Source organism: Microbulbifer variabilis (assembly GCF_052467165.1).
The window spans coordinates 3,332,680-3,357,982 of the sequence record NZ_CP174301.1 but is presented as its reverse complement, the minus strand read 5'-3'; the positions used below and the strand labels follow the sequence as shown (position 1 = coordinate 3,357,982).

The 25,303-nt window shown below is 51.7% G+C and carries 22 protein-coding genes and 1 other RNA gene; 9 read left to right on the top strand and 14 right to left on the bottom strand.

Features of this window, described 5'->3' with window-relative positions:
* Positions 1 to 1,044 precede the first annotated feature (1,044 nt).
* Positions 1,045 to 1,260 (top strand): carbon storage regulator CsrA, encoded by a 216-nt coding sequence (csrA, locus tag ACJJIP_RS14920; RefSeq protein ID WP_282951306.1) that lies wholly within the window; start codon positions 1,045 to 1,047, stop codon positions 1,258 to 1,260.
* 124 nt (positions 1,261 to 1,384) lie between these two features.
* On the opposite strand, the gene ACJJIP_RS14915 is transcribed toward csrA, so the two are convergent.
* The 4 genes from ACJJIP_RS14915 to ACJJIP_RS14900 form a co-directional block, all read right to left on the bottom strand.
* Positions 1,385 to 1,795, bottom strand: coding sequence for a DUF6746 family protein (locus ACJJIP_RS14915; protein ID WP_444945458.1), 411 nt, complete (start codon positions 1,793 to 1,795; stop codon positions 1,385 to 1,387).
* A 397-nt stretch (positions 1,796 to 2,192) separates the two neighbouring features.
* Positions 2,193 to 3,497, bottom strand: coding sequence for an adenosylmethionine--8-amino-7-oxononanoate transaminase (gene bioA, locus ACJJIP_RS14910; protein WP_444945457.1), 1,305 nt, complete (start codon positions 3,495 to 3,497; stop codon positions 2,193 to 2,195).
* 7 nt (positions 3,498 to 3,504) lie between these two features.
* A complete protein-coding gene (locus ACJJIP_RS14905) occupies positions 3,505 to 5,955 on the bottom strand; it encodes an ABC transporter permease (protein ID WP_444945456.1) in 2,451 nt (816 codons plus the stop codon).
* The gene (locus ACJJIP_RS14900) at positions 5,955 to 6,677 is read right to left on the bottom strand and encodes an ABC transporter ATP-binding protein (RefSeq protein WP_444945455.1); all 723 of its coding nucleotides are present in this window, start codon (positions 6,675 to 6,677) and stop codon (positions 5,955 to 5,957) included. Before ACJJIP_RS14900 ends, ACJJIP_RS14905 begins: the two co-directional genes overlap by 1 nt.
* A gap of 45 nt (positions 6,678 to 6,722) precedes the next feature.
* Here ACJJIP_RS14900 and ACJJIP_RS14895 point away from each other — a divergent pair, with 45 nt between their 5' ends.
* Together ACJJIP_RS14895 and ttcA are read left to right on the top strand one after the other, a co-directional pair.
* The gene (locus tag ACJJIP_RS14895) at positions 6,723 to 7,391 is read left to right on the top strand and encodes an arylesterase (RefSeq protein WP_020411651.1); all 669 of its coding nucleotides are present in this window, start codon (positions 6,723 to 6,725) and stop codon (positions 7,389 to 7,391) included.
* Positions 7,392 to 7,523: 132 nt separating this feature from the next.
* Entirely contained in the window at positions 7,524 to 8,441 is a 918-nt protein-coding gene (ttcA, locus tag ACJJIP_RS14890) for a tRNA 2-thiocytidine(32) synthetase TtcA (protein WP_020411652.1), read from the top strand.
* Here the strand turns inward: ttcA and ACJJIP_RS14885 are convergent.
* Entirely contained in the window at positions 8,326 to 8,931 is a 606-nt protein-coding gene (locus tag ACJJIP_RS14885; RefSeq protein ID WP_444945454.1) for a hypothetical protein, read from the bottom strand. The genes ttcA and ACJJIP_RS14885 overlap by 116 nt on opposite strands.
* 206 nt (positions 8,932 to 9,137) lie before the next feature.
* On the opposite strand from ACJJIP_RS14885, the gene putP reads away from it, so the two are divergent.
* From putP to ACJJIP_RS14870, 3 genes are all read left to right on the top strand, one after another.
* Positions 9,138 to 10,604 carry a sodium/proline symporter PutP gene (gene putP, locus ACJJIP_RS14880; protein WP_444945453.1) on the top strand — a complete coding sequence of 489 codons (1,467 nt, stop codon included), beginning with the start codon at positions 9,138 to 9,140 and terminating at the stop codon, positions 10,602 to 10,604.
* A 154-nt stretch (positions 10,605 to 10,758) separates the two neighbouring features.
* Positions 10,759 to 11,271 carry an O-acetyl-ADP-ribose deacetylase gene (locus tag ACJJIP_RS14875; protein ID WP_020411654.1) on the top strand — a complete coding sequence of 171 codons (513 nt, stop codon included), beginning with the start codon at positions 10,759 to 10,761 and terminating at the stop codon, positions 11,269 to 11,271.
* A gap of 98 nt (positions 11,272 to 11,369) precedes the next feature.
* On the top strand, positions 11,370 to 11,834 hold the full coding sequence (locus ACJJIP_RS14870; RefSeq protein WP_444945452.1) for an Mpo1 family 2-hydroxy fatty acid dioxygenase: 465 nt from the start codon (positions 11,370 to 11,372) through the stop codon (positions 11,832 to 11,834).
* 54 nt (positions 11,835 to 11,888) lie between these two features.
* On the opposite strand, the gene ACJJIP_RS14865 is transcribed toward ACJJIP_RS14870, so the two are convergent.
* Positions 11,889 to 12,374: an Lrp/AsnC ligand binding domain-containing protein gene (locus ACJJIP_RS14865; protein ID WP_020411656.1), complete on the bottom strand. Its 486-nt coding sequence runs from the start codon at positions 12,372 to 12,374 to the stop codon at positions 11,889 to 11,891.
* 198 nt (positions 12,375 to 12,572) lie between these two features.
* Between ACJJIP_RS14865 and ald the strand changes: the two genes are divergently transcribed.
* Positions 12,573 to 13,718 (top strand): alanine dehydrogenase, encoded by a 1,146-nt coding sequence (ald, locus tag ACJJIP_RS14860; protein ID WP_020411657.1) that lies wholly within the window; start codon positions 12,573 to 12,575, stop codon positions 13,716 to 13,718.
* Between the two features lie 323 nt (positions 13,719 to 14,041).
* Here the strand turns inward: ald and ACJJIP_RS14855 are convergent, their stop codons facing one another.
* From ACJJIP_RS14855 to ACJJIP_RS14845, 3 genes are all read right to left on the bottom strand, one after another.
* On the bottom strand, positions 14,042 to 15,394 hold the full coding sequence (locus ACJJIP_RS14855; protein ID WP_353374932.1) for a substrate-binding domain-containing protein: 1,353 nt from the start codon (positions 15,392 to 15,394) through the stop codon (positions 14,042 to 14,044).
* Positions 15,395 to 15,644: 250 nt separating this feature from the next.
* Positions 15,645 to 16,361 (bottom strand): 16S rRNA (uracil(1498)-N(3))-methyltransferase, encoded by a 717-nt coding sequence (locus tag ACJJIP_RS14850; protein ID WP_020411659.1) that lies wholly within the window; start codon positions 16,359 to 16,361, stop codon positions 15,645 to 15,647.
* A 48-nt stretch (positions 16,362 to 16,409) separates the two neighbouring features.
* Positions 16,410 to 17,252, bottom strand: coding sequence for a 6-carboxytetrahydropterin synthase (locus ACJJIP_RS14845; RefSeq protein WP_353374933.1), 843 nt, complete (start codon positions 17,250 to 17,252; stop codon positions 16,410 to 16,412).
* Between the two features lie 128 nt (positions 17,253 to 17,380).
* Here ACJJIP_RS14845 and ffs point away from each other — a divergent pair.
* Both ffs and ACJJIP_RS14835 read left to right on the top strand, forming a co-directional pair.
* Positions 17,381 to 17,478, top strand: an RNA gene (ffs, locus tag ACJJIP_RS14840) — signal recognition particle sRNA small type.
* Positions 17,479 to 17,729: 251 nt separating this feature from the next.
* Positions 17,730 to 19,592: a M2 family metallopeptidase gene (locus tag ACJJIP_RS14835; protein WP_020411661.1), complete on the top strand. Its 1,863-nt coding sequence runs from the start codon at positions 17,730 to 17,732 to the stop codon at positions 19,590 to 19,592.
* A gap of 124 nt (positions 19,593 to 19,716) precedes the next feature.
* Here the strand turns inward: ACJJIP_RS14835 and ACJJIP_RS14830 are convergent, their stop codons facing one another.
* From ACJJIP_RS14830 to purM, 5 genes are all read right to left on the bottom strand, one after another.
* The gene (locus ACJJIP_RS14830; RefSeq protein WP_020411662.1) at positions 19,717 to 20,496 is read right to left on the bottom strand and encodes a type IV pili methyl-accepting chemotaxis transducer N-terminal domain-containing protein; all 780 of its coding nucleotides are present in this window, start codon (positions 20,494 to 20,496) and stop codon (positions 19,717 to 19,719) included.
* A 505-nt stretch (positions 20,497 to 21,001) separates the two neighbouring features.
* Positions 21,002 to 22,399: an outer membrane protein transport protein gene (locus ACJJIP_RS14825; protein ID WP_020411663.1), complete on the bottom strand. Its 1,398-nt coding sequence runs from the start codon at positions 22,397 to 22,399 to the stop codon at positions 21,002 to 21,004.
* A 247-nt stretch (positions 22,400 to 22,646) separates the two neighbouring features.
* The gene (locus ACJJIP_RS14820; protein WP_020411664.1) at positions 22,647 to 23,351 is read right to left on the bottom strand and encodes a DUF3108 domain-containing protein; all 705 of its coding nucleotides are present in this window, start codon (positions 23,349 to 23,351) and stop codon (positions 22,647 to 22,649) included.
* 97 nt (positions 23,352 to 23,448) lie between these two features.
* The gene (purN, locus tag ACJJIP_RS14815) at positions 23,449 to 24,102 is read right to left on the bottom strand and encodes a phosphoribosylglycinamide formyltransferase (RefSeq protein WP_020411665.1); all 654 of its coding nucleotides are present in this window, start codon (positions 24,100 to 24,102) and stop codon (positions 23,449 to 23,451) included.
* A complete protein-coding gene (purM, locus tag ACJJIP_RS14810; RefSeq protein ID WP_444945451.1) occupies positions 24,102 to 25,163 on the bottom strand; it encodes a phosphoribosylformylglycinamidine cyclo-ligase in 1,062 nt (353 codons plus the stop codon). The genes purN and purM overlap by 1 nt, the downstream gene beginning before the upstream one ends.
* Positions 25,164 to 25,303: the final 140 nt, after the last annotated feature.

The following is a 25,303-nucleotide window of genomic DNA, read 5'->3' as shown; positions in this document are numbered from 1 at the left end:
TGCGGCTGCATTATATCCTGATATTTTGCTGCTTTTGATCACAGGCGTAAATCATTCAAAATCAATGAGTTAGCGCTTTTTCTACTGTGGATATGTGCGGTTGCTCTTGATCTTTGATGTTGGCAGTACGGAAAAGCAACAAAATATATACAAAATAAGCATTTTCAAGCAGTTAAGGATGATATTTCCCCAAAACCATCTGTCAAACCAGAGCGTTTGGTGGATGTTCTGGTGCGGCCTTTTTAAACAGGGGTTACCGTACCAGAAGGCTTCGATCCTAAATGATGAGTGAAAATAGCACTATCACTACGAATAGAGTGCCGACCTAAATACCACAGCAATATATTAAAAGTCTGTAAGATATTTTGGCTCTCGAGAGATCTTTTCTATTGATGCGTGGAAGGTATTTCAAGTAGCAGTATTACCATTGTTTTTTGCATTCTAACGCGAGAAACGGTGAGGAGTGTTAATTTAAATGGCCATTTTTACGTGTGACTAAAATCTTTCAAAGCGTGAATAAATAAAAATATAGGCACAAAAATAATCTTATTAGATTTTATTAGGATTGTTTTAGTGTCAAAGCCACGTAAAATCGATAGATATTTATTGATATTTTGGCGGCGATTAAGAAGCCATCTAAAGGCAACAATCAAAGCCGCTCGGTTCAAGTGTATCTAGAGATTCAAGAACCCAAGAATTTTCTAAAAACCACCCCTTAAAGGAGAACGGTCGCGTGAAGTAAGAAATAGTAAAAGGCGCTGACCCAAGGTGCTGGAACACCTGGGGCCAGCTAACCAAATTGATAAATCACCTATCAAGATGGCTATATGAATAGTACGCTAGAAACCCGCTCGTCTTCAATAAAGTGGAGCACAATCAGCGGTTTGGAGAGATTCCCCAAGCCCTGGGGGCGTTGCGTCTGCCTTTTCTTTTTCTACGCCTACCGTTCTCGCGCACCACCCCGTATTTCCTCAAAACGTTACTATTCAAGCTTTCCCGTCGTGGAAGGTCTACTTATGGCTTGAGTATCAGTAGGACATAAATATGTTGGTCTTAAAGCGCCGGACAGGCGAAAACTTACGGATTGGAGCAAATGTCTCAGTCACGGTATTGGAAGTTAAGGGTAATCAGGTGAAGATAGGAATACTTGCTCCAAAATCCTTACCCGTACACCGCGAGGAGATTTATAGGCGGATCAAAAAGGAAGGAAGTATGGGCAATGGGTATCGTAAAGAATCTGATCGAGGTTGTGGCACCTAGCCATGAACGAGTGGTGTTATTATTGAAGGGCTAACTACTGATAGCTAGCCCTTCAGTTTTCTATCGTACTAGACGAGCCTTTCGCTGCGAAAAGAAACGCTGTTTAAGCTCGGGATTGAGCTTATTAGTGATGCTTAAACCCAGCGGCAAATTTGTCTGCTAATTTAAAGTATTCCTTCAGATCCTTGCGGGTCTTTTCTGCACGGTTGTTTTCGGAGTTAAGATGGATATTCTCCACCACAACGGCAATTTCTTTTGCCAGCTCTTGCTTCTCACCCTTTAAGTTCTCTGCGAAAAACTCAACGCTTTTTTCAAGCGTGTAGGTGATGACATGAATCTGGTGAAGCTCAGCAGCATCAAGCTTTTGCTTGCCCTTAATTTCTGCTGTTTTCTCAATGAAAATCTTCTTGGCATCCTTCATCGAAGTAACATCCGCTACCTTGAGGTGCTGAATGGGTTTTTCTCCTGATGCATCGCTAGCTTGCGCCGTGGTAGCAAAAGTAACCGCAAAAAGTAATGCAATTAAAATTCTCATTTTTCCTCTCTAACGCCCAAGCAGTAAAGATTGAAAAGGCATTGATCGGGCGAGGTGAATGCCTAACATTTAACTGTGATCACTTTGATTGCTATCACAAATGAGGATAACTATCATTAACATTTATGATACAGGAATTTTTAGGGGCTCAAAACATTTCTGGCAGAAATTGCGATCAAGCTGATCGAAGCTTGTAAAGACGAAGAAAATTGAATCTGCGAACGACGAATGCGGGAGGGGTCAACGGAGGTCTTTAGCCTGGAAGCGGCGCCCCCGTGTTAAGGAAAGTCATCAGATAGCCATCTGCTCGCAGCAGCAACTGTGAAGGTTATTGACAGAAAGAGCCGGTTAATCCGGCATTATTGAGACCGGCTTCACAAATTAATTGGTACGAAGGCTAGGAAATCTCCCCCAGTACATCAACCATTGCCGAAGTTAGTTGGCTTAGGTCTTCTTTAGAAATCACATAGGGCGGCATGGCGTAGACCAGCTTGCCGAAGGGACGCAGCCAAACGCCGCGTTCGATTAAAGCTTCCTGCACCTTGGCCATATTCACTGGCTCACACATTTCCACTACCCCAATAGCGCCAAGGGCCCGAACATCGGCCACACCCGGTGCGGATTTTAATGGGGCCAGCTGCTCGGTCAGCTGCTGCTCGATCACTGTGACTCGTTTCTGCCAGGGGCTGCTGAGAAGCAGCTGGATGCTGGCATTGGCAACGGAGCAGGCCAGGGGATTCCCCATAAAAGTGGGGCCGTGCATAAAGACTCCGGCCTCGCCATTGCAAATGCCTTCGGCAATACGATCGCTACACAGTGCGGCCGCTAAAGTCATGGTACCGCCGGTGAGTGCCTTGCCGAGGGTGAGAATATCCGGGCTGATCGCGGCGTGGTCGCAGGCGAACATTTTGCCACTGCGGCCAAAACCGGTGGCGATTTCATCGGCAATCAGCAGCAGGTCGTATTCGTCACAGAGTGCTCGTACCCGGCGCAGGTAATCTGCGGAATAAAAGCGCATACCGCCGGCGCCCTGTACTATGGGTTCGAGGATCACCGCAGCCAGTTGATCGCTGTTTTGCGCAATCAGTTGTTCCAGTTCACGGATATCTTCTTCCGGGCATGTTTCGCCGAAAGGGGTTTGCGGGGCAGGGGCAAACAGGTGTTGGCTCAATTGCCCGGCAAACAGGTGGTGCATGCCGGTAACGGGATCACAGGTGGCCATGGCCCCAAAGGTATCGCCATGGTAGCCATTGCGCAGGGCCAGCAATTTACTTTTACCCGGTTTGCCCTGAGAGTGCCAGTATTGAATGGCCATTTTAATGGCCACTTCCACAGACACTGAACCGGAATCAGCCAGGAATACCCGATTCAGCCCCGGTGGGGTGATCTCTACCAGCTTTTTGCACAGCTCAATGGCCGGTTCATGGGTGAGGCCGCCAAACATCACATGGGACATCTTGTCCATCTGATCGCGCATGGCCTGGTTTAGCTCGGGCACATTGTATCCGTGCAGGGCACTCCACCAGGAGGACATGCCATCGATAAGGCCGCGGCCATCTTCCAGGAAAATTCGAACCCCTTCAGCCCTGGCCACCGGATAAACCGGCGGCGGGTTGATCAGCGAGGAGTAGGGGTGCCAGATATGTTTGCGGTCGAATTCCAGGTCCATAAAAACTACATCTTTATTCTCAAGAGCCGACATTCATCAGTTAGGCCAGTTCGCGCAGTACTCTGAGCGGGGGCTGGCTGATCGAGCTGTAACAGGCCAGGGTACCGGCGGTGCCAACCAGTACTGCACCGGTGAGTGGTCCGGTTAGCCAAAGGACTGGGTGCAATATCACCGGCAGTTCAAAGACCCAATAAGACAGCACGGCCAAAGTGGCTTCAGCACCGATAGCCGCGAGCAAGCCGGCGGCAAAACCCAGTAGGCCAAATTCCAGTATCAGGCTTCTCAGTAATAAGCGCCTGCGGCCTCCCAGTGTGCGGATAATTGCCGCTTCCTGCAATCGCTCGGCGATACTGGCGCGTACTCCGGCAATTAATACCAGCACCCCGGCAACAAGCATCAGGGCCATGACTGATTCGATAGCAAAGGACACCTGGTTAATGGTGTCGCGGATACGTTGGATGATCTTATCCAGCTCTATCACGCTGACGCTGGGGAAGGCGCGAACCAGATCGTTGACCAGTAGCTTGTCCTCCGGTGGGAGGTAAAAACTGGTGATATAGGTAGCCGGGAAATCATCGATAGTGCCCGGTGCAAATATCATATAGAAGTTGGGGCGCATGCTGTTCCAGTCCAGCGAGCGGAAGCTGGCTACTGGGGCTTCTACTTCGAGGCCACCGATGGAAAAGCGCAATTGATCTCCCAGTGACAGTTCCAGCTGGGCTGCCAGCTCCACTTCTACGGAAACACCTTCGCTGGCCTTGTCCCACCATTCGCCTTCCAAGATGCGATTGTCCGGCGCCAGGGTATCGGTGTAGCTCAGGTTCAATTCCCGGCGAACGCCACCGGGACGATCTTTTTTCTCTTTAATCGAAACGCCGTTAATCGCTACCAAACGGCCGCGCACCATGGGGTAAAACTCGGTGCTGCTTACCTCGCCCTCTGCCAGCATGTTTTCCATGGTTGGAACGTCGTGGGGGGCGATATTCAGAAGGAAGTGGTTGGGGGCTTTTTCTGGTAATTGCATCCGCCATTCATCCACCAGGGCTGTGCGGGCAAAGACCATGGCCAGCATGGCCAATAATCCGGTGCCAAAAGCGGCAATAAGGAGGGTGTTGAACGCGGCGCGGCGTTGCAAGCTGCCCAGGGCAATACGCCATGCGCCGCCGAGGGAAGCCAATTTGCCGCGCACCAGGAGTCGGTTAACCAGGGCGCTGCCCGCTACCAACAGGAGCATGCCGACAAACAAGGCGAGCGTCATGAGCAGACTGCCGGACAGCCACCAGATTAGGAGCAGCATGGCGCTGGGGCCGAGAATCAACCCGAGCCATTCGCGTCTGTCCGGATTGCTCCAGTCGTGCCTCAGGGTTTGCATCGGGTCTGTACGAGCCAAACGGAAAAGCGGCGGCAGGGCAAAGCCCAGGGCGCAGGCGAGGCCGGTGGCGAGTCCAATTAGCAGAGGGCTCCAGCTGGTGGCCGGGGGTTGAACCGGGAAGAACCCTTCCATCAGGTTGACCGCCTGGCTCTGGATAAAGGTGCCCAGTGCCAGCCCGATAGCAGTGGCAATCAGGGTGAGGGCGGCCAGCTGTCCCAGGTAGATGCCGAGGATTTTGTTGCGCCCGGCGCCGAGGCTTTTCATTACGGCTACGTAGGCGCCGTGGCGCAGTCCGTAGCGTCTGGCTGCCAGGCCAACGGCGACGCTGGCGAGAAGTACAGCCAGGCTGGCGGCGAGAAACAGGAATGACTCGGCTCTATCCAGGGCTGAGGCAACGCGGGGCTGGCCTTCGCGCAGGTCCAAGATTCGCTGGTGCTCAGTCAATTGAGGTTTGAGCCAGTCAAAGTAATCCTTCAGGACTTGGTCATCACCGGCAAATAGGTAGCGGTAGCGCACTCGGCTGCCGGGCTGGATCACACCTGCGGCGGGCAGGTCGGCGGTATTGGCTAGCAGTCGCGCGCCCATATCAAACAGGCTGGTGCCCCGGTCGGGTTCCCGCTCCAGTGTGGCTGTCACTTTCAGTTGGGTGTCGCCGAGGGCGATAGGATCGCCGAGCTGGATTCCCATCAATGGTAGAAGGCGGGACTCCACCCAGGCTTCTCCCGGGGGAGGTCCTTGCGGTGCCACTTCCCCTGGGCCTTTCGGGGACTTGCTGATTTCCAGTTGTCCCACCAATGGATAGCCTTTGTCGACAGCTTTGACTGAGACAAACTGGAACTCGTCGTTGGCGGAGATCATGGATGAAAACTGGACTATCTGGGCCTGTTCCAATCCCTTTTTATTGGCTTCCTCCAGCCATGCGCTATCCACGGGTTTGCTGCTGCGCAGCACCCGCTCTGCGGCCAGGAAAGTGAGGGATTGCTGCTCCATGGCGCGGGTAAGGCGGTCAGTGAAATGGGCAATGGCGGTTACACAGGTCACGGCCAGTACCAGGGCACTGGCGATCAGGGCCAGCTCGCCACCGCGCCAGTCCCTGAACAGCAGTCTGAGTGGCAGCATCAGGCGGACACCTCCGACAAGTTGTCATCACCTGAGAAGGGCATGTAAGACTCCACGGCTCCAGCAGACATACGAAGGTGAGTGGCGCAGCGTTCGGCGAGGCGTTGCTCATGGGTTACCAATACCAGAGTGGTACTGGACTCGGCGTTGAGCTTGAAGAGTAAATCGATAATTTTGGCGCCATTGCCGGCATCCAGGCTGCCGGTGGGTTCGTCGGCAAAAAGGATAGCGTCCTCGCCGCTGAAGCTGGCGAATGCCCTGGCAATGGCGACCCTTTGCTGCTCCCCGCCGGAGAGTTGGCGCGGGTAATGGCCCAGGCGGTGCTCGAGTCCGACCTTGGCCAGGAACTCCTCCGCGCGTTTGGCGGCGCCGCGTTCACCGCGCAGCTCACTGGGCAGCATGACATTCTCGCGAGCGGTGAGACCGGGTAGTAGCTGGAAGGTTTGAAAGACAAACCCCACACAGCGGGCGCGTACCGCCGCACGTTGTTCTTCATCCATGGCGGTAATTTCTTCGCCGGCCAGCCAGATTTTTCCCTCACTGGGCTTGTCCAATCCCGCTAATAGACCGAGCAGGGTGGACTTGCCGGAACCTGAGGCACCGGTCACAGCCAGGCTTTCCCCGCGCGCCAGTTGCAGAGAGATATTGTTTAATAGGGTCAATGGCCCTTCGCTGGTGGAGACTCTGTGATACAGGTTTTCTGCCGTAAGAATGGCGGACATACTGTGTTCCCTATACGGATACGCGAATTTTTTGGAGAGTATGACATGACGACAGCCTTTTTTCGGCAGTTGGCGGCTCAATTCAGCTTGGTACTGTTGCTGTTTATCCCTGTCGGGGCTGCTCAGGCGAATACTGCGGATACCTTATTGGTGCTGGGTGACAGTATCAGCGCTGCTTACGGTATCAATGAAGAGCAGGGCTGGGTGCAATTATTGCGAGAGCGCCTGCAGGAGAAAGGCAAAAAAATTCGAGTGGTCAATGCCAGTATCAGTGGCGAAACGACTTCCGGTGGGTTGACGCGTTTGCCTCGCCTGATGGAGGAGTACAATCCGCGTTGGCTGATTGTGGAGCTGGGTGGTAACGATGGCCTGCGGGGCTACCCGCCGCAGTCCTTGCAGCGCAATCTGATGGAAATGGTGAAACTGGCCAAGAACTCTGGTGCTGAGGTATTGCTATTGGGCATGCGTATTCCTCCTAACTACGGTCGTGCCTACACCAATGCCTTTGCCGCTGTATATCCCAAGGTGGCGAAATCTGAGCAGGTCGGGTTGGTGCCCTTCTTCCTGGAGACAGTGGCGCTGGCAGATGGGGCAATGCAATCGGATGGTATCCACCCAACCGCCAAGGCCCAGCCCGCATTGCTGGACCATGTATGGCCCTGTGTTGAGTCACTGCTGGCAGAAGAGGTGGATAGCCAGTCGTGTACTCCGTGATCGAAATGCGTACAATCGCGCCCCCAGGATTGGGAAAGCCAGCAACTGGCCATCAGCCACAAGAAGTAGTACTGCGGCTGTGCCCCCAGGTTTGTAACCGGCCAGCGGTACTGAACTAGTTAGAGAGACACCATGCCCGAAGTGGAAAATCGCCGCGAGCGACTCGAATTTAACAAGCTGCAGAAGCGCCTGCGTCGTCATGTGGGTCGTGCGATTGCGGACTTCAACATGATTGAAGAAGGCGACAAAATTATGGTCTGCCTGTCCGGTGGCAAGGATTCCTATGCCATGCTGGATATCCTGCTGAACCTGCAAAAAACTGCACCGGTCAATTTCGAGCTGGTGGCGGTGAATATGGACCAGAAACAGCCGGGGTTCCCGGAGCATATCCTGCCGGAGTATTTGCGCTCCCTCGGCGTACCGCACCACATCGTGGAAAAAGACACCTATTCAGTTGTGCAGGAAGTGGTGCCTGAAGGCAAGACCACCTGTAGCCTCTGTTCGCGCCTGCGCCGCGGTACCCTTTACGGCTTTGCCGAGGAAATCGGTGCCACCAAAGTAGCCCTTGGCCACCATAAAGACGACATTGTCGAGACTTTATTCCTTAACATGTTTTACGGTGGACGCTTGAAAGCGATGCCGCCCAAGCTGCGTGCTGATGACGGCCGTAATATCGTGATTCGCCCGCTGGCCTATTGCCGTGAAGAGGATATTGCCCGCTATGCGGAGTTTAAGGAATTCCCGATCATTCCCTGCAACCTGTGCGGTAGCCAGGAAAATCTGCAGAGGCAGGCGATTAAGCAGATGTTACGGGAGTGGGATAAAAAATTCCCAGGACGTAGTGAAAATATCTTTGCCGCATTAACGCGTGTATCCCCATCGCAACTGGCAGACAGGGATCTCTACAACTTTGAAAGCCTGGAATTGGATCGCTCTAAGCCGTCGGCTGCCGAGCGCCCTGACCATTTAATTCAGCGTCAGGTGAATTCCTGGGAGCCTGAGGATGCTCAGGAGGCTGCGCCCCAGTATATCTCGGCGCTGAATTTGTAGGGTCTGCACCACTTACCAGTTGGGCATAGCTGCATTCAAAATCCCTCGTAGTGGCGCTGGGCCCGTGGTGAAAATGCTGGTGCCACAGCCGCGCCATTTTCGTCACATCATTGGTCTCCGGCTCGGGAATCTTGTGAACATTCGCTGAGCGGTAAACCAGCCAGGCGATAGCGGTGGCATAGCGCAAGTTGGTGGTCAGCTCGCTGTGGGGGTGATCGAGAAAGTCTCGCTGGCTGGCCAGGCCGCGTACCTTTGAGGCCAGGGCTGGATGATCGATCAGATAGTGATCCCAGATCTCCTGGTGCGTGTGTGGTTGGATTTGATAGATGCCCAATCCATGGCGCCGTCCCTGCTTGAGATGAAACCCGAGCTGTGATTCTTGTGCGGCTGTGCCGAGCAGGAGGTTTTCCATGCCCTGACTCCAGGCTCTCAGGTGTTTGAGGGTCGGACGGATAACCTGGAGGCGCAATTCGTCCAGACAAATGCCCATAGTGTTGTCTTTTTTTCTGTGGCTGTTCTGAATATTTAGTTTGCGGATTGAGTCGACGCCACCTGTTGGGTAGATTTAGGCGCAATAAACATAACAATTTTTGAAGTGGTACCGATCCCGTAGCTCATTTTGCCCAAAAAGCGAGCAGCGAGTCGCAGAAAGTGCCCTCTCTAGGTGCCACTCAGTTTGAGTAGAAGGAATCCCCCATGCCTGCACAGTGGCTCGTAGCCCTAACCTTTATCGCCTACCTGGCCCTAATCCTGGTGATTGGCATTTACGCTTATATGCGTACCAAAAATGCCAGTGATTATTTCCTTGGTGGCCGTTCATTGCCCCCTGCCGTTGCGGCGCTCTCTGCTGGGGCCTCTGACATGAGCGGCTGGTTACTGCTGGGATTACCCGGTGCTGCCTATGCTGCGGGGATGTCTGCGGGCTGGATTGCTATAGGCCTCTTTTCCGGTATCGTGCTGAGCTGGGTCAGTATGGGGCGCCGCCTGCGCATATATACCTATGAACTGGATGATTCCCTGACGGTGCCAGCCTACCTGGATCGCCGTTTCAAGATGGGCCACCCTTATCTGCGCACGGTATGCGCTATTTTCATCTTGCTGTTTTTCCTCTTTTACGTGGCTTCGGGGCTGATTGCCGGCGGTAAGTTATTTGAGACTGTTTTTGGTTGGGACTACCACTTTGCAGTGGTTATCGGTGCAGTTGCAGTGATTTCTTACACGCTATTTGGCGGTTTCCTGGCGGTATCCTGGACAGATGTATTCCAGGGTCTGCTAATGAGTGTTGCTCTGATTGCCGTTCCTTTAGTGGTGATTTCCGATCAGGGTGGCTTTTCCGCCAGCTGGGCTCAGTTGCAAGCACAACAGCCCCAGTTAACGCATTGGTTGACTGATGGCAGTGGACAGGCGTTGGGCATGGTTGCCATTTTGAGCTCTCTCGCCTGGGGGCTGGGCTACTTTGGCCAGCCCCATATCCTGGCGCGTTTTATGGCGGTACGCAGCCCGGATGATGTACCTGCGGCTGCAACCGTTGCCGCAGTTTGGTCCCTGGTTGGCTTTTTGGGTGCTATGGCAGTTGGCCTGTTTGCCCACCTACAGATGCAGCAGGGGCTGCCGGATGGCGAGACGGTCTTTATGGAACTGGTTCAGGTTCTGTTCCATCCGGTTGTCGCGGGTGTGCTGCTAGCGGCGATCCTCTCCGCCATTATGAGCACCGCAGATTCCCAGCTGTTGGTGTCCTCTGCAGCATTGGCAGAGGATATTTATCATGTCTGGTTTGGGCGTAAGACCAGTCCTGAAGCCATGGTGAAAGTGGGGCGCTGGGCCGTTGTTGGGCTCTCTCTAATCGCTGTTTGGATTGCTATGGATCCTGATTCCAAGGTCTTGGATGTGGTGAGTTACGCCTGGGCCGGACTCGGCGCCGCCTTTGGACCGGCACTTCTGATCAGCCTCTACTGGTCAAGAATGACTGGCAGCGGTGCCATTGCAGGGGTGATTGTCGGTGGTGGCACAGTGGTGATCTGGGAGCAGCTCTCCGGTGGTCTCTTCGATACCTATGAATTGCTGCCGGGCTTTATTTTCTCAGCAGCTGCTATCGTCATAGTTAGCGTACTGACGAAATGCCCGGAAGCCGTGGCCTCCCAGCATAAAAAATTGCTGGGCTAACCCCGGAGGGCTTGTACTTGCGGCCCCCAGTGATGGGGCTGAGTGCAGTGTGACAGCTACGCAAAGGGCGCGCCTGTGATATGGGTGCGACTGTTGTGAAGCGAAAAGGATTTCCATCCGCAGCGATTATTCAAATAGCGGTTGGAGATACTGAGTGATCAAAGTTCATCTCGGTGATATCACGCGATTAAACGTCGATGTCATCGTCAATGCCGCCAACGCTCGTCTACTCGGCGGTGGTGGAGTGGATGGCGCCATTCACCGTGCGGCGGGTCCAGATTTGTTGGATGCCTGCCGCAGTATCGGGGGTTGCCCGGTTGGTGAGGTCCGTGCCACTAGCGCTTTTTCAATTCCTGTCAAACGTATTTACCACACGGTTGGGCCAGTCTGGCGCGGTGGCCGTTTGGGTGAGCCAGAGCTTTTATCGAGCTGTTACCGCCAATGCCTGACTTTGGCGCGGCGAGAGAACATGCGTTCCATCGCATTCCCCGCAATTAGTTGCGGTGTTTATGATTATCCTCCCAGGCTTGCGGTAGAAATTGCCGTTGAACAGGTGCAGCAGCACTTGGAGAGAGAGGGGGAGCCACAGAGTATTGTTTTCTGCTGTTTCGATAGGGAGATGGCTGAACTCTATCACGCTCAGCTGGATGCATACGTGCGGCGTTGACAAAATATTTTACCTGGCACTTTCGGCCATTGATTACCGTTTGTGCCCGGAGGATCATAGCTCTCCTGACAATGACACAATAAGAAAAGGAGATTGTCATGCGCACCGCCCAGCAGTGGTTTGCCGAATACGGCGAGAGCCACCAGAACCCGATCAATAAATCCATTCACTGGGTTGCAGTACCGGTAATTTATGCAACTGTTGTTGGCCTGCTATGGGATATTCCGCAGCCGCAGTTTATGGCGGCGATCCCTTGGTTGAACTGGGCAGTAGTGATCACAGTGCCAGTGATGCTTTTCTATTTTGCCCTTTCCTTTGCAATTGCAATTGGCATGACGGCCTTAACGGTAGTTTGCCTCTGGGCCTGGTCGATAGCGGAGCGCCTGGGGGTGCCCGTTTGGCAGACGGCACTGGGACTATTTGTAGTGATGTGGATTTTTCAGTTTATAGGCCACCATATCGAAGGGAAAAAGCCCTCTTTCTTTAAAGATATTCAGTTTCTACTGATTGGCCCGGCTTGGGTTATAGGTTTTGTTTATCGCAAGCTGGGAGTCCACTACTGATCACTCTTGCCAACTTGCAGTAGGGGGGCTGACTAGTCGCCCCTACTGATGGGCTTATCGATTGTAGTGAACTGGTACTTCCAGGGTTTCTTTTACTTCCTCCATCACCACGTAACTGGTGCACTCCTGTACTTCTGGCAGAGTCAGAAGAGTCTCACCGTAAAACTTGCGGTAGGCGCTCATATCCGCAACCCGTGCTTTGATCAGGTAGTCAAAATTGCCAGAGACCAGATAACACTCTTGTACTTCCGGTAGTGCGGCCACAGCGTTGCGGAACTCTTCAAATGCGTCCTGGGCGGACCGGTTCAGGCGAATCTGTACAAAAACCACCAGGGCGGCATCCAGGAATTCTGGATTGATCAGGGCAGTGTATCCTTGGATAACGCCATCATTCTCCAGTCGTTTTACCCGTTCAACACAGGGGGTAGCAGTTAAACCCACTTGTCGGGCGAGTTCAGCATAGCTGGTACGGCCATTTTTTTGCAGGACTCGCAGGATATTGCGGTCCACGGTATTGAGTTCTTCCGCGCGCTTGCGCATACCTCTGTCTCCTGGATAGATGATCAGCTCAAAAATCGGACTATCGACTAGGTTTAATAGTGGATTCCACTAGTTTGATAAAAAATCTTATAGAAATCCACTTTAGGGGTGGCCTTATACTGGGGAAAACACAGAAATTAGGTGTGGCTTTGTCTATGCGCAAAGATTGCGCCAGATACAGAGATTGAGGAGCAGAAAATGTTGATTGGCGTCCCTAAAGAGATCAAAAACCACGAGTATCGTATTGGCCTGACGCCGTCGAGTGTTCGCGAACTGGTTGGCCACGGTCATCAGGTAATCGTACAGAAAGATGGCGGTGCAGCTATTGGCTTTACCGATGAAATGTACGAGCAGGCCGGTGCCAAGATTATTGATACTCCGGAAGAGATTTTTGCCACTGCCGATATGATCGTCAAGGTCAAAGAGCCGCAGCCGAATGAGTGCGAAATGCTGCGCCCTGGGCAGGTTCTTTACACTTACCTCCACCTGGCTCCAGACCCCAAGCAAACCGAGCTGTTGGTGAAATCCGGTGCAACCTGCATCGCTTATGAAACTGTTACCGACCGCTTTGGTGGTCTGCCGCTGTTGGCGCCGATGTCTGAAGTGGCTGGTCGTATGTCTGTACAATGTGGCGCCCACCACCTGGAAAAAGCCCAAGGCGGCCTTGGAGTATTGCTCGGTGGTGTACCCGGTGTAGCCCCCGCGAAAGTCCTGATTATCGGTGGTGGTGTTGTTGGTACCAATGCAGCCAAGATGGCCCTGGGTATGGGTGCTGATGTAACCATCCTGGATCGCTCACTGCCACGTCTGCGTCAGCTGGATGACATCTTCGGTGGCGCTGTGCGCACTGAATACTCCACAAACGACGCTATTGAAAAGCACGCGCTGGAAGCGGACCTGGTTGTGGGTGCAGTATTGATTCCGGGCGCTGCGGCTCCCAAGCTGCTGACTCGCGACATCATCAGCCGCATGAAGAAGGGTGCTGTGGTTGTAGACGTGGCTATCGACCAAGGTGGTTGTTTTGAAACATCCAAAGCCACTACCCACCAAGAGCCTACTTATGTGGTAGATGGGGTAGTACATTACTGTGTAGCCAATATGCCCGGCGGTGTAGCCCGCACCTCCACCATGGCTCTGAACAACGCTACCCTGCCTTACGCCGTGGCCCTGGCAAACAAAGGTGCTAAGCAGGCGTTGCTGGATGATGCGAATCTTCTGGAAGGGCTGAATGTTCACGCTGGTATGGTGACCTACAAAGCTGTTGCCGATGTATTGGGCTATGAATTTGTGGATCCCAAGCTGGCTCTGCAAAAAGTAGCTGAGTCTGAAGAAGCTGTAGCCTGATTGTTGGCGGCTGCTCAGCAGCCGCCTATTTAAAACGAGCTGCAACGCGCTTGTTATTTGGGAGTTTTTCCCGGAGCGCTCCTGGCGTTCCTCTCTGTGAGACCTGACAGTGAAAGCTGTCATTGATAGCCGCGTATCAACGCGGCTTTTTTATTGCGAGTTTTATTTTCTGGGTTGGCTTACTGCTGCACTGATTTCCCTTAAAGTCAGTTGTTGGCGATAACTCAGTATCAGAAGACAGGAAGGACTTTACAGAACACTCCATCGGATTTAATCCCGCCTCAATCATTTTTTCTTCCCTGTGAAACGGCAGGATCTTCAATTTACAGAAGCCAAACTTCAACCCGGCGATTTTTGACTTTGCCACTGGAGTTGTTCGATGCAATAGGTAGGTAAGCGCCGAAGCCTTGTACGGGAGCAGTGTTTATCTGGTGGTCGCGAAGTGCGGATCGCACAGTTACTGCACGCAGCTTGGATAGAATTACTGAACGTTCCGGGCTGGCTTTTTCATCGCCAAATCCAATCAGTAGCAATCGGCGATCACGATTTTGGGGTTTTTGCATATAGTTTGCGAGTCTTTGAATATCCTGCTGGGCTTTGTTGTCCAGAGACGCACTACCTTCAGAGAAGCGGAAATTAATACTTAGTCGTTCTGCTTTTTCAGTCAGGGTCAAATACTCCACTGGGCCTTCCCTTAAGCTGCCAGGCTTTACACCAATTGGGGTCTGTGCAACAAACCCTGTGGCTTTTACCTGCTCTTGTCCCAGCTCACTTTGCACAAAACGTAGAAAATCATCGGCAGCTGGTTTGGCTGAATACACCGGTGTATATAAAAACAGGCGGCGTGATAGGGGATAATCTTCGGTCGCAACAGTTAAGTGTTCAGGTGCTTGAGGCAAAGTATCTTCATCGGAAACAGAGATTGCCTTGGATTGCCTTATTGATGCCAGCCCAACAAAGCCAATGCCGTTGGGGTCTGCGGCAACCAGGTCCGAGAGTTGATCATTGGATTCAAAGCGTTTTGCGCTGCCGGCGAGTGTGTGGCTTTTGCCAAGTACCAGATTCTTGAATGTATCCCAGGTGCCAGATTGATTATCACGGGCATAGACTTTGATTCGACCTTTGTTACCGCCGAGTTGGGACCAGTTGGAAATTCTGCCGGAGAAAATAGAGGCGATTTGTTGCAAGGTCAGTTTTTCGATGCGATTACCGGGATGCACAATAATTGCCAGGCCATCGATAGCAATTACATGCTCTGCCCGGCTACTGCGCATGTCTCCAAGGCGGCTCAGAGATGATAATTCCGTATCCTTGATCGGTCTGGAAGCCATGGCAATATCTGCTTGAGACTGCTCAAGCCCTTTAAACCCAGTACTTGAACCATGCGCCGCTATATCAATGAAAACGGTGTTACTGCCAGTGTCTGCCTGTACGCGAAGTTCATTGGGAGTGTCCAAGGGGATTACGCGAATATTTCTGGCGCTTTTTGCGGAGAGGTAATCGCGAATCAAGTTGGGTGCCAGCTGTGCACCGATGGTGTTGGATCCGTGTAAGGTAAACAACAGGCCCGAAGTGCTCGAGTCGAAAGGAGGCAGCTCAGCTGAAGCCGCCGGGGTGAGTATAGGCCCCAGTAAAAATGATAAGGTGAAACATAGCCGGTGAAGGAACAGGTACATAAAAACTCGCCCATAGGGAAGAAAAACGAGGCCGCAAAATATGTCTTATTTATTACAAAATGATGAAATCTTGATGAATAAAGCGTGCAAATGTCTCACTATCCGCTGTAGGAGTGATTCGTATTAAATTATCGAGTGGAAATTTGAAGCTGTGAGGTAGGAGAGATTAAGGCTTTGTAATAGAGGTGGCTCGGGTGTAAGAGGCTGCTTAATTTTTTTTACAACCCCTTTTCCGTTCGGTTGTGTATGCTCAGCGGGCGGGGAAAAGGCGACTTACCAATACTGGCAGCGCGGTTTCCACGCGCAGAATACGCGCTCCCAAATGTACCGAGTGGAAACCGGCCTCCTTTAGCTTTTCAACTTCGTAGGGGATAAAGCCTCCCTCAGGGCCAATCGCAAGCGTTGTTGTCTTATCGATATCAACGGGACAGGCATCGCCACCTACCGGGTGAGCTACCAATTTTAATGTATTGGCGGATAGCTCGGGTAGCTCATCCTCCACAAACGGTTTGAAGCGCTTGCGCAAGATGATTTCCGGCATCTGAGTATCAACAGCCTGCTCAAGGCCTAACAGGCACTGTTCGAATAGTTTATCCGGTTCCAGCCAGGGTGTTTGCCAATAGGACTTTTCTACACGATAGCTATTCAGGAGAACCAGCTTTTTTACGCCTAGGGCAGTGATATGCTGAATAATCCGCTTCAACATTTTAGGGCGCGGCAATGCCAGAACCAGCGTAAGTGGTAGTGGTGGTGGAGGGCTGTTTTGTAACTCCACCCTTAACTCTACTTGTTGATCAGTAAGAAAAGTGATTTCACCAAAACCAATCTTGCCATTGAGTAACCCAACACGCAGTTGCTGCCCCGGTGCAGCTCGATGGACTTGGATAATATGCTCCAACCTGCGGCCTGAGAGGCGTACATGTGTTGAGTCGAAGAAATCAGTTTCCCGTAAAACAATCAGGTTCAAAATCCGCTAACCTTTGCTGGGCCCAGGGAATAATTTATGCGCAAAAGCTTATTGCTTGGCGGAGGCGATAGCCCCTTTACCCAAGCCTTCATAAGCGCGAACGGTGATTTCTTTTCCAGGCAAATCTTTGGCCAGGGTATTGGCAATATATTGAGCCAGTTGCTCCACGGTAGTATCGCAGTTGATCACCTCGCAACAGCGTACAGGAATCTCCAGAGTGAAATTGCCCTGCTGAGCCCGATAAGCGAAGCTCAGGGTTTTCTCGCCCTCCTCAATTAAATCTTCGCGGGTTCCTATATAGATGTCTTCCCAGCGTTTTGCCCATTGTTGCTCCAGCTGCTTGTCGCGCTCTCCAGCAGAATAAATCTGGATGCGGGATCGATGGCCATGGGCAATTCGCTGGCAATTGCCATCGTGTTTTTTTAGCCCGTGGCTGTAGTGGTAGAAGGCATCTTCTATTTTTTCATCTTCAAAAGAGAGCTTGAGTTGCTCGACACTGGTCGGAAAGGAGCTGGCCAGCTGCTTTACACTCCAGTTTGCAACGGTGTCTCTATTAATAGTGTCAGCTTCGACTAGAGCGAAAGCCTGCTCGGGCCCGGATACGGCAATTTGCTCGCCATTTGCCAGCTGCCAACTGAGTGAAATTAGCTCGCCTTCATTAGTAAGTGTCAGGCCTGGGGCCTTGGTGGGCACTAAAAGGCGGTGGTCAAGTTGATCATCCAGCCAATGGCGTAGAGTCTTTTTAACGATACCAAAGTCACAAACCATACCCTGGTGATCCAGGGTGCCCTCAAGGGCAGCATTGGCCAGCCATGTCTCTCCTACCAACCCGCGTTCATGGTCCAGGTAGCTGAAGTCAACATTGGTCAAATTATCGACAAAAAGGTGCATGAGTAACTCTATTGAAGGGGTAAAATACTAGACGTCTATTATAACCTGTTAATAGGGCTGGAACTTGCGCCTTTATGCCTCTATAATCGCGCCCTCTTCGGATGCACCGAAGATCGTTGTGGCGGCCCTTCCGGTCCCCTCGCAATGAGCAGCTGTGAACCCCGCCAGGCCCGGAAGGGAGCAACGGTAGCAGTGGTATCATGTGCCGAGGGTGTTGCTGGTTGGGCTGCCTCCATCTTCTCAGTCTTTCCCTTCTATTTTCTTTTAGATCTTCTTTCCCCGTTGCGAAGTAAGCTTCTTGAGACCTCGCGAACTGACTGGTTTTGAGCCGTATTTTCCCCCGGAAAATCTGCAAAAAAAGGTATTTTGTGTCGAACTGGGCTTTCAAATTGCGCCTGACGTCGATGACAATATGAAGCTTATGCTATAAACGGCGTCAGTTATAACCAGGCCCAATAATGATTATCTGAGGGGAAGATGAAGAAAATTGCTTTCGCCATCGCCACTACGGTGGCGCTGTCTGCTTGCGACGATGGCCAACAGGCTCCGAAAAATATTGATGTGGCTCAGGCTACTGCAGAAAGTCCGGCGGCAGAACAAGGCCAGCTGACAGCCAAAGATGCCCAGGCGTTCCTGGATGGCGCCCAGGCGCGCCTGGAAAAAATGGCCCAGGAGATGAGCCATGCAGCCTGGTTGGCCTCGACTTACATCAATATGGACTCCCAGTACGTTGAAGCGCTCGCCAGTGAGCGTTACACGACCCTGGCCGTGGAACTGGCCTCCGAAGCAGCTAAGTTCAATAATCTGGAACTGGATGCAGATACCCGCCGCAAGCTGACTATGTTGAAGCAGGGCTTGGTATTCCCAGCTCCGAAGGATCCGGCATTAACTTCCGAATTGGCTCAAATCGGCTCGAAGATGCAGGGTATGTATGGCGCTGGCAAATACTGCCGTGAGGAGTCGGGGGATGAGAAGTGCTATACCCTGACCGAAATGGGTCAGATGATGGCCACCAATCGCGACCCTGAACTACTCAAGGATCTTTGGGTCGGTTGGCGCAAAGTCTCTCCTCCAATGAAGCCACTTTATGAGCGCCAGGTTGAGATCGGCAACGCCGGTACCAAAGAGCTGGGCTATGACAACTTGAGTGTTTTCTGGCGCTCCAAGTACGATATGAAACCGGATGCTTTCGCAGCTGATATGGATACGCAGTGGAATAAGGTGAAGCCTTTGTATGAGGCTCTGCATTGCCATGTGCGTGCCAAGCTGAATGAGCATTATGGCGATGAGGTTGCACCTGCCCAGGGCAAAATTCCGGCACATTTGCTCGGTAACATGTGGGCTCAGGAATGGGGCAATATCTATGAATTGGTTAAAGACGAGGACATGCAAGCGCCTTATGACCTGACTCAGCTCGTTGTTGACTCTGGCATGAGCGAGAAGGATATGGTGAAGGTGGGTGAGAAGTTCTTCACCTCTCTTGGCTTTGAGCCGCTACCTGATACTTTCTGGGAGCGCTCACAGTTCACCCAGCCCCAGGATCGGGATGTGGTATGTCATGCCAGTGCCTGGAATATGGATGGTCAGGACGACATTCGTATCAAGATGTGTATCAACAAGACTGGTGAAGACCTGGTTACAATCCATCATGAATTGGGCCATAACTTCTACCAGCGCATCTATAAGGACCAGCCTTTCCTCTACAAAGAGGGTGCCAATGATGGTTTCCATGAAGCTGTTGGCGACACTATCGCGCTATCTATTACCCCGAAGTACCTTAAAGAAATCGGCTTGATGAATGAGGTGCCGGACGAGAGTAAGGATATTGGCTACCTGATGCAGCAGGCGCTGGATAAGATTGCCTTCCTGCCTTTTGGTTTGTTGGTAGATAAATGGCGTTGGCAGGTATTTAATGGCGAAGTGCAGCCTTCCGATTACAACAAGGCATGGTGGAAATTGCGTGAGGAATACCAGGGTATTGAAGCTCCAGTAGAGCGCACCGAAGCGAATTTTGACCCGGGTGCCAAGTACCACATTCCAGGTAATACGCCTTATGCCCGCTACTTCCTTGCGCGTATTCAGCAGTTCCAGTTCCATCGTGCACTCTGTGAGGCCGCTGGTGAAACCGGGCCGCTGCATCGTTGCTCTATTTACAAAAATGATGAAGCGGGCGAGAAGTTGCGCACCATGTTGGCTATGGGTGCAAGCAAGCCCTGGCCCGATGCAATGGAAGCTCTGACTGGCCAGCGCGATCTGGATGCCTCGGCAATTATCGATTACTTCCAGCCTTTGATGGCCTATCTGGAAGAGCAAAACCAGGGGCGTCAGTGCGGCTGGTAATCTGCTGGTTATCCAATAGCGTATTAGCGCACTAATTAAGAAAGGGGGGCTCCCCCCTTTCTTATTGTTCCGATGGTTTCTTCAAAGCTTTTCTGGAGTATTCTTCCAATTGCATCCTCTGTTCTTATAAAGTTGTGCTTGAATCCAATAATTTGGCATACAGCTGAGTAATAACATTCATATTGCGCAGCATTAGATCGGTAGTGCCTGTAATTACTTGAATCTGGCGCTTCTCAGATATTTTCATCTCTCCTTCGAACCCGCGACTGGCGTAATTTAGGTGATCCTGAGCTTTGCGCAGATTGTGGGTGATTTCGGGTGTGTTGAGTGGGCTTTCCAGAAGCTGGTTAAGGCGGTTGGAGTACTCGGAAAGATCCTGTTGCAGACCGCTACTGGCATTATCTTGGGAAATTTCCCAGAGTTTAGCAGCATAGTTTTTGGCTATGCGCTGGGAGAGCATGCGTTGCCGACCTGCGATGTTAATTAACTCAGCGCTATTATGCGGTGCAAGTTGCTGGAGCTTCACAACATAAGCATGGGTTTCAGACAGGAGTTCATCACTCCGTTCAAACAGCTTAGTAGCGCTTTCCTTGCTGGTGGGTTGGAGGGCGATTTTTTCAAATTTTTCCCACTCCTTTTGCACTTTTATTAATTGGGTTTCGATTTTTTCCGCGCCCTGAAAGTTACTTAGTTTTTCGTGGTTTCGCTTGAACTCCTGGAGGGACCTTGAAAAGACTTTTTTGTGGCGCTCCGCACTGGGCTGTATTCCGCGGAGGATATACGTCTGGGTGATACGCTGAGACAGCATCCGCTGTCGGCCAGCTATATTGATGGCATCTCCCATGGTGAAGGCCGAGATATCGAAGCTTAAGAATAACAAGAAAAATACTGCTATTAACTTCATGATTTTACTCTTGTTGCTTGGTTGTTTTCGGTTTTGATTTTTGTTTGATCGGGCTGGTGCCGGGGTATAGATCCGGTACTGCTGCCAGTGGTGCTCGGTTCGCCTAAACTTCTAGTGCCCTCAGTAGGTTGTTCATTGCAATCGGGTTCAAGGTGGAGTTTCAGTTGTTACTATTTTGCTTGCTCCCTGTTCCAGGTCATGGTCACAACAAAGAAAGAGGGGTGGTTCTAGTGGCCGCTTTTTGTTGAGAGTCATTGGTAGAATTTAATCGACAAGCAAAATTGTTGGCGTTGGATTTTTGGGTTAGACAGAGATTTGAATTTAATTAACTTGAGGGGTGTTTATAGCAAATTTGCCTGGATGGTTATCTACCCCCTTTTTTTAAGGTCGGGGCTGTGGTGGTATAGGCAAGGCTTTGGGGGCTTGAAGCGGGTGTCTTTTGTTGGTCTGTAAACAAAAAAGGCCCTACCGGAGGTAGAGCCTTTTTTTCGTGGGGACTTGCTAATCAGAAGCGGTAGTTAATAGCTGCACTGAACAGCCAGGCCTCTGTTTTGGTCGTGCCGCCATCGTAGTAGGTCGGAACGGGGATTGGTGTATATTCCTGAATTCTCTCGTCGTCACCCCAGATGTAAGCTATGCCGGCATCTACGCTCAGCTTTTCATTATATTGATAGGTTCCACCAAGCGTGAGCCACTGACGATCGGTGTCTGGAATGGATAATGTGCGCCAGGTGATGGGGAGGTCCAGGCCAGTAGTGGCAAGAATTTCTTCTTGCTCGTGACGATTGAAACCATCGCGCGCTGCACCTTGGTCATAGGCATAGCCGAAGCGCACGGTAATATCATCATTGTAGAAATACTCGCCAGCGAGGCTGAAGCGTGAACCGCTTTTAAAGTTTTCTTCTTTGATGAGTAGAGGATTGAACCCCTCACCAGCGCTTGGGATAAAGGCTTCGAGACGCTCAAACTCTTCCCAGTTGGTCCACATATAGCCAACTGCAACTGCCCATTGGTTGTCGAAGCGGTGGTAGAAACCCAGCTCCAAAGTATCCGGCAGGTCTAACGTGAGGTTGCCGCTGGTATCATCAAATGGCGCGGCAGGGGGGGGAGGTATTAAGTCGGAACTCACATCCCCTTTGAGTTTGGGATCGTACTTGGCATGGTAAGAAATGCCGGCGCGGGTATTATCACTGATGCGCCACAATGCACCTAAGGTCCAGCTAACATCCCAGCCATCGCCCTCAATCTTAAGAACGGAAGCGCCAGAGAGGCCTCTGCCTAAGACCGCAGGATTACTGAAGATTGGGTCAAGAACAAAGTCTGTCGGTATATTGGTCTTCAGGGTTGCATCGGCGTACAGGAAATTGATAGAAGCGCCAATGCTAAAGGTGTTATTAATATCGTAAGCAATAGAGGGCTGGATATTGACTGTCAGCAGCTCAGTTTGGTTTGCAATGGCAGCCGCTGGAAAGCTATCGGGGAAGTCAGTCTCAAGGCCAAAATCTGTATACATGGCCAGGCCCCAAGACCACTCATCGTTGATCGGTGCGGCTAAATAACCGTTGGGAATCCATGCGCTGGTAGCGTAATCGTCGGCATCAGCCCGAACAGTGGTGCGGGTGCCCGGGATTGGCCCGAAATAAGTAACATCGCCAGATACGTCGATATTGGGGTCTACGTAAGTAAGGCCACCTGAAATAGTGTAGGTGTCAAACAGCGCAGAGCCCGCGGGGTTGCGTGCGAGGATAGAGGCATTGTCACCGATGGTGTTTTCGGCGGCGAAAGCGCGGCCTAGGCCAGATGCGCTGGTTTCCTGCAGGTAGAAACCTGCTGCCATTGCGCCTTGGGAAACGGAGCCGATTGCTGCGGCCAGAACTGCGTGTCGCAGGTATTTCTTATTCATGAGAGCCCATCTCTAAGTCTGCTGATTACTGAAAACCATATGCAGCATTTGAATAAATGCCGTTACATGGAAGGAAGGCCGTTAGACTTATATAGATACCTTCCGATTTCATAGCAAATCCCTTACTGGAAAAGTTAGGCAATAGAAAACTGCCTGAGCAAGGGAAAGGAGTCACTTTATAATGAGAAAGGAGGCAAAAATCCATCAAATGAATAGATTTTTTTTTGCCTCGCGGGGAACTGGTTTTTTATTGGCCTGAGCTGACGTTTTTTCCATTAATGGATAGATTTGTCATGGTGATTTGGTATTTTTTACCATTTTCCTCTCTTTGAACAAGCTTCACTAACGCATAGTTCCACTGGGGGGCAATCCAGACTGTTGTCTCTCTTGCAGAGTCGGCATCCCGAACCCTGCGCACTTTAATTGTCTCGATTTCCCCCATCGGGGTATCCAGGGTTTCAGTGCCTTCTCGGGCAAAAGTGTATTTGCGAATCTTCTTGCCATCGGCAATTTCGTACTGGAGGTCTTCTTTGCCTGCGGCGACATCCATTGTCAGTTGCAACTGGTAGCTGACCTTATCGAGAATATGTGGAGATACATCTTTCAAATCCCTTTCGGGATTGGAAACATTGAGTACCATGCCCTTGTCTGGCTCAAAATTGAGCACAGTGCCGCGATTACGGCCCAGTCCTTTGCGGCGATATTCGTAATGGTAGGGAGTTATGTGGCCGTTCTCACTGGTAAAGCGGGAGTACTCTTTGATGCTGGCAAATAGGGTGTTGGTGCTGAAATCCAGTCGCCAATTGCCCTGCTGGCCTGTGAGCTCGCGGGTGGCGGTGACGCTGATACCATTGAAGCGCGCAGTATAGGTCGCTTTAAAGGGTTCTAATTGGTTGGCCAGGGTTTGGCTGGTGAGTAGAAAAAGAAATAGAGCGGAAACTAAAAAACGCACGGCTGAGCCCCACTAATACTGAATCTCCTTGAATATTAGCCGGCGGGACTGGCAAAGTACATTGAAGGACTTTTACCCCGCCAGCTAATAACAGGTCTCAGCTGTTTAGTTTAGCTCCGCTACGGGGTAGGAGTTCGCCATCCAACTGGGAGCGATCACCGTGCATATGCAACCTTTTCTCTGCGAACCAGGTAACTGCCATTGGGTATATTGCATGTTCCTGCACTTGAACCCGCTTGGCCAATGACTCTGTTGTATCCCCATCTTTTATAGGGACTACAGCCTGGATGATGGCTGGGCCCCCATCCAGTTCTTCGGTAACAAAGTGCACGGTAGCGCCGTGTTCGCAATCACCGGCATCCAGGGCGCGCTGGTGGGTGTGTAAGCCCTGGTACTTTGGCAGCAGGGAAGGATGAATATTGAGTAGGCGCCCGCTGTAGTGCTGTACAAACTCCGGTGTCAGGATGCGCATGAAACCGGCCAGGACTACCAGATCTGGTTGTTGGCTGTCGATCTCGGAAATCAGAGCACGGTCAAAATCCTCTCGGCTGGAGAACTCCCGATGATCAATCACTGAGCATGAGACGCCAGCTTCGGCGGCTCGAGTCAGGCCGTAGGCCCCAGATTTATTACTGATAACTGAGCAGATAGAAAAGGGCGCGTCGGTTTTTGCCGAGGCATCCAATAGCGCTTGCAGGTTACTGCCACTGCCGGAGATCAAAACGGTAACTTTGCATACACCCTGAGTCATTATAAGCCTGCCAGTTCAACAGCTTCCGAGCCCTCAACGGCATTTTCAATACTGCCCACTACAAAGGCTTCCTCACCCAGTTGTTTGAGGGTTTCCAGAGCTTTATCAGCTTGATTAGCAGGTACACAAATTACCATGCCGACACCGCAGTTGAATGTGCGGTACATTTCGCGTGGGTCGATATTGCCTGCGCCCTGCAGCCAGCGAAATACCGCCGGCATTTCCCAGCTGCTAACGTCAACGCGCGCAAGGCACCCTTCAGGAAGAACACGGGGCAGGTTTTCCAGCAGGCCGCCGCCGGTGATATGGCTGAGGGCATTAACCTGGACACTCTTCATCAGCTGCAGCAGGTTCTTGACATAGATACGAGTGGGCGCCATTAAGGCTTTGGCCAGGGTTTCTCCGCCAACAGCCTCTTCCAGGTCGGCACTGCTGACTTCCAGTACTTTTCGGATCAGTGAGTAGCCATTGGAGTGAGGGCCACTGGAAGAGAGAGCGATCAAAATATCGCCGCTTTTGACTTTGCTGCCGTCGATGATTTCTGATTTTTCCACCACTCCCGTACAGAATCCGGCCAAGTCGTAGTCGTCGCCCTCATACATGCCTGGCATCTCGGCGGTCTCGCCACCTACCAGTGCACAGCCGGCCAGCTCACAACCTTTACCAATTCCAGAGACTACCTCAGTGGCGATATCTACATTGAGTTTGCCGGTAGCGTAGTAATCGAGGAAGAACAGGGGCTCAGCGCCTGCGACGACAAGGTCGTTGACGCACATGGCAACCAGGTCAATGCCGATGCTGTCGTGGATACCCAAGTCCATTGCCAAGCGTAGTTTGGTTCCCACACCATCGGTGCCAGAAACTAATACAGGCTCTTTATAGCCAGAGGGCAATTCGCAAAGGGCGCCAAAACCGCCCAGGCCGCCCATTACTTCTGGCCGGGAGGTGCGTTTGGCTACATGTTTGATACGCTCTACCAGGGCGTTACCCGCGTCGATATCGACTCCGGCATCTTTATAGGAGAGGGATGATTGAGTGGATTGCGGCTTGGAATCGCTCATGATTCTTCCTGCGGTGGGTATTCGAAGGGCGCGTATTCTAGCCGGGTCTTGCCTCAGTAGCCACGCCCTGGCGGCATCTCATTAGGCGATTATGGAATTTATCTCCATGTTGGCCTGTTGAAATACACGAATAGTGAGAA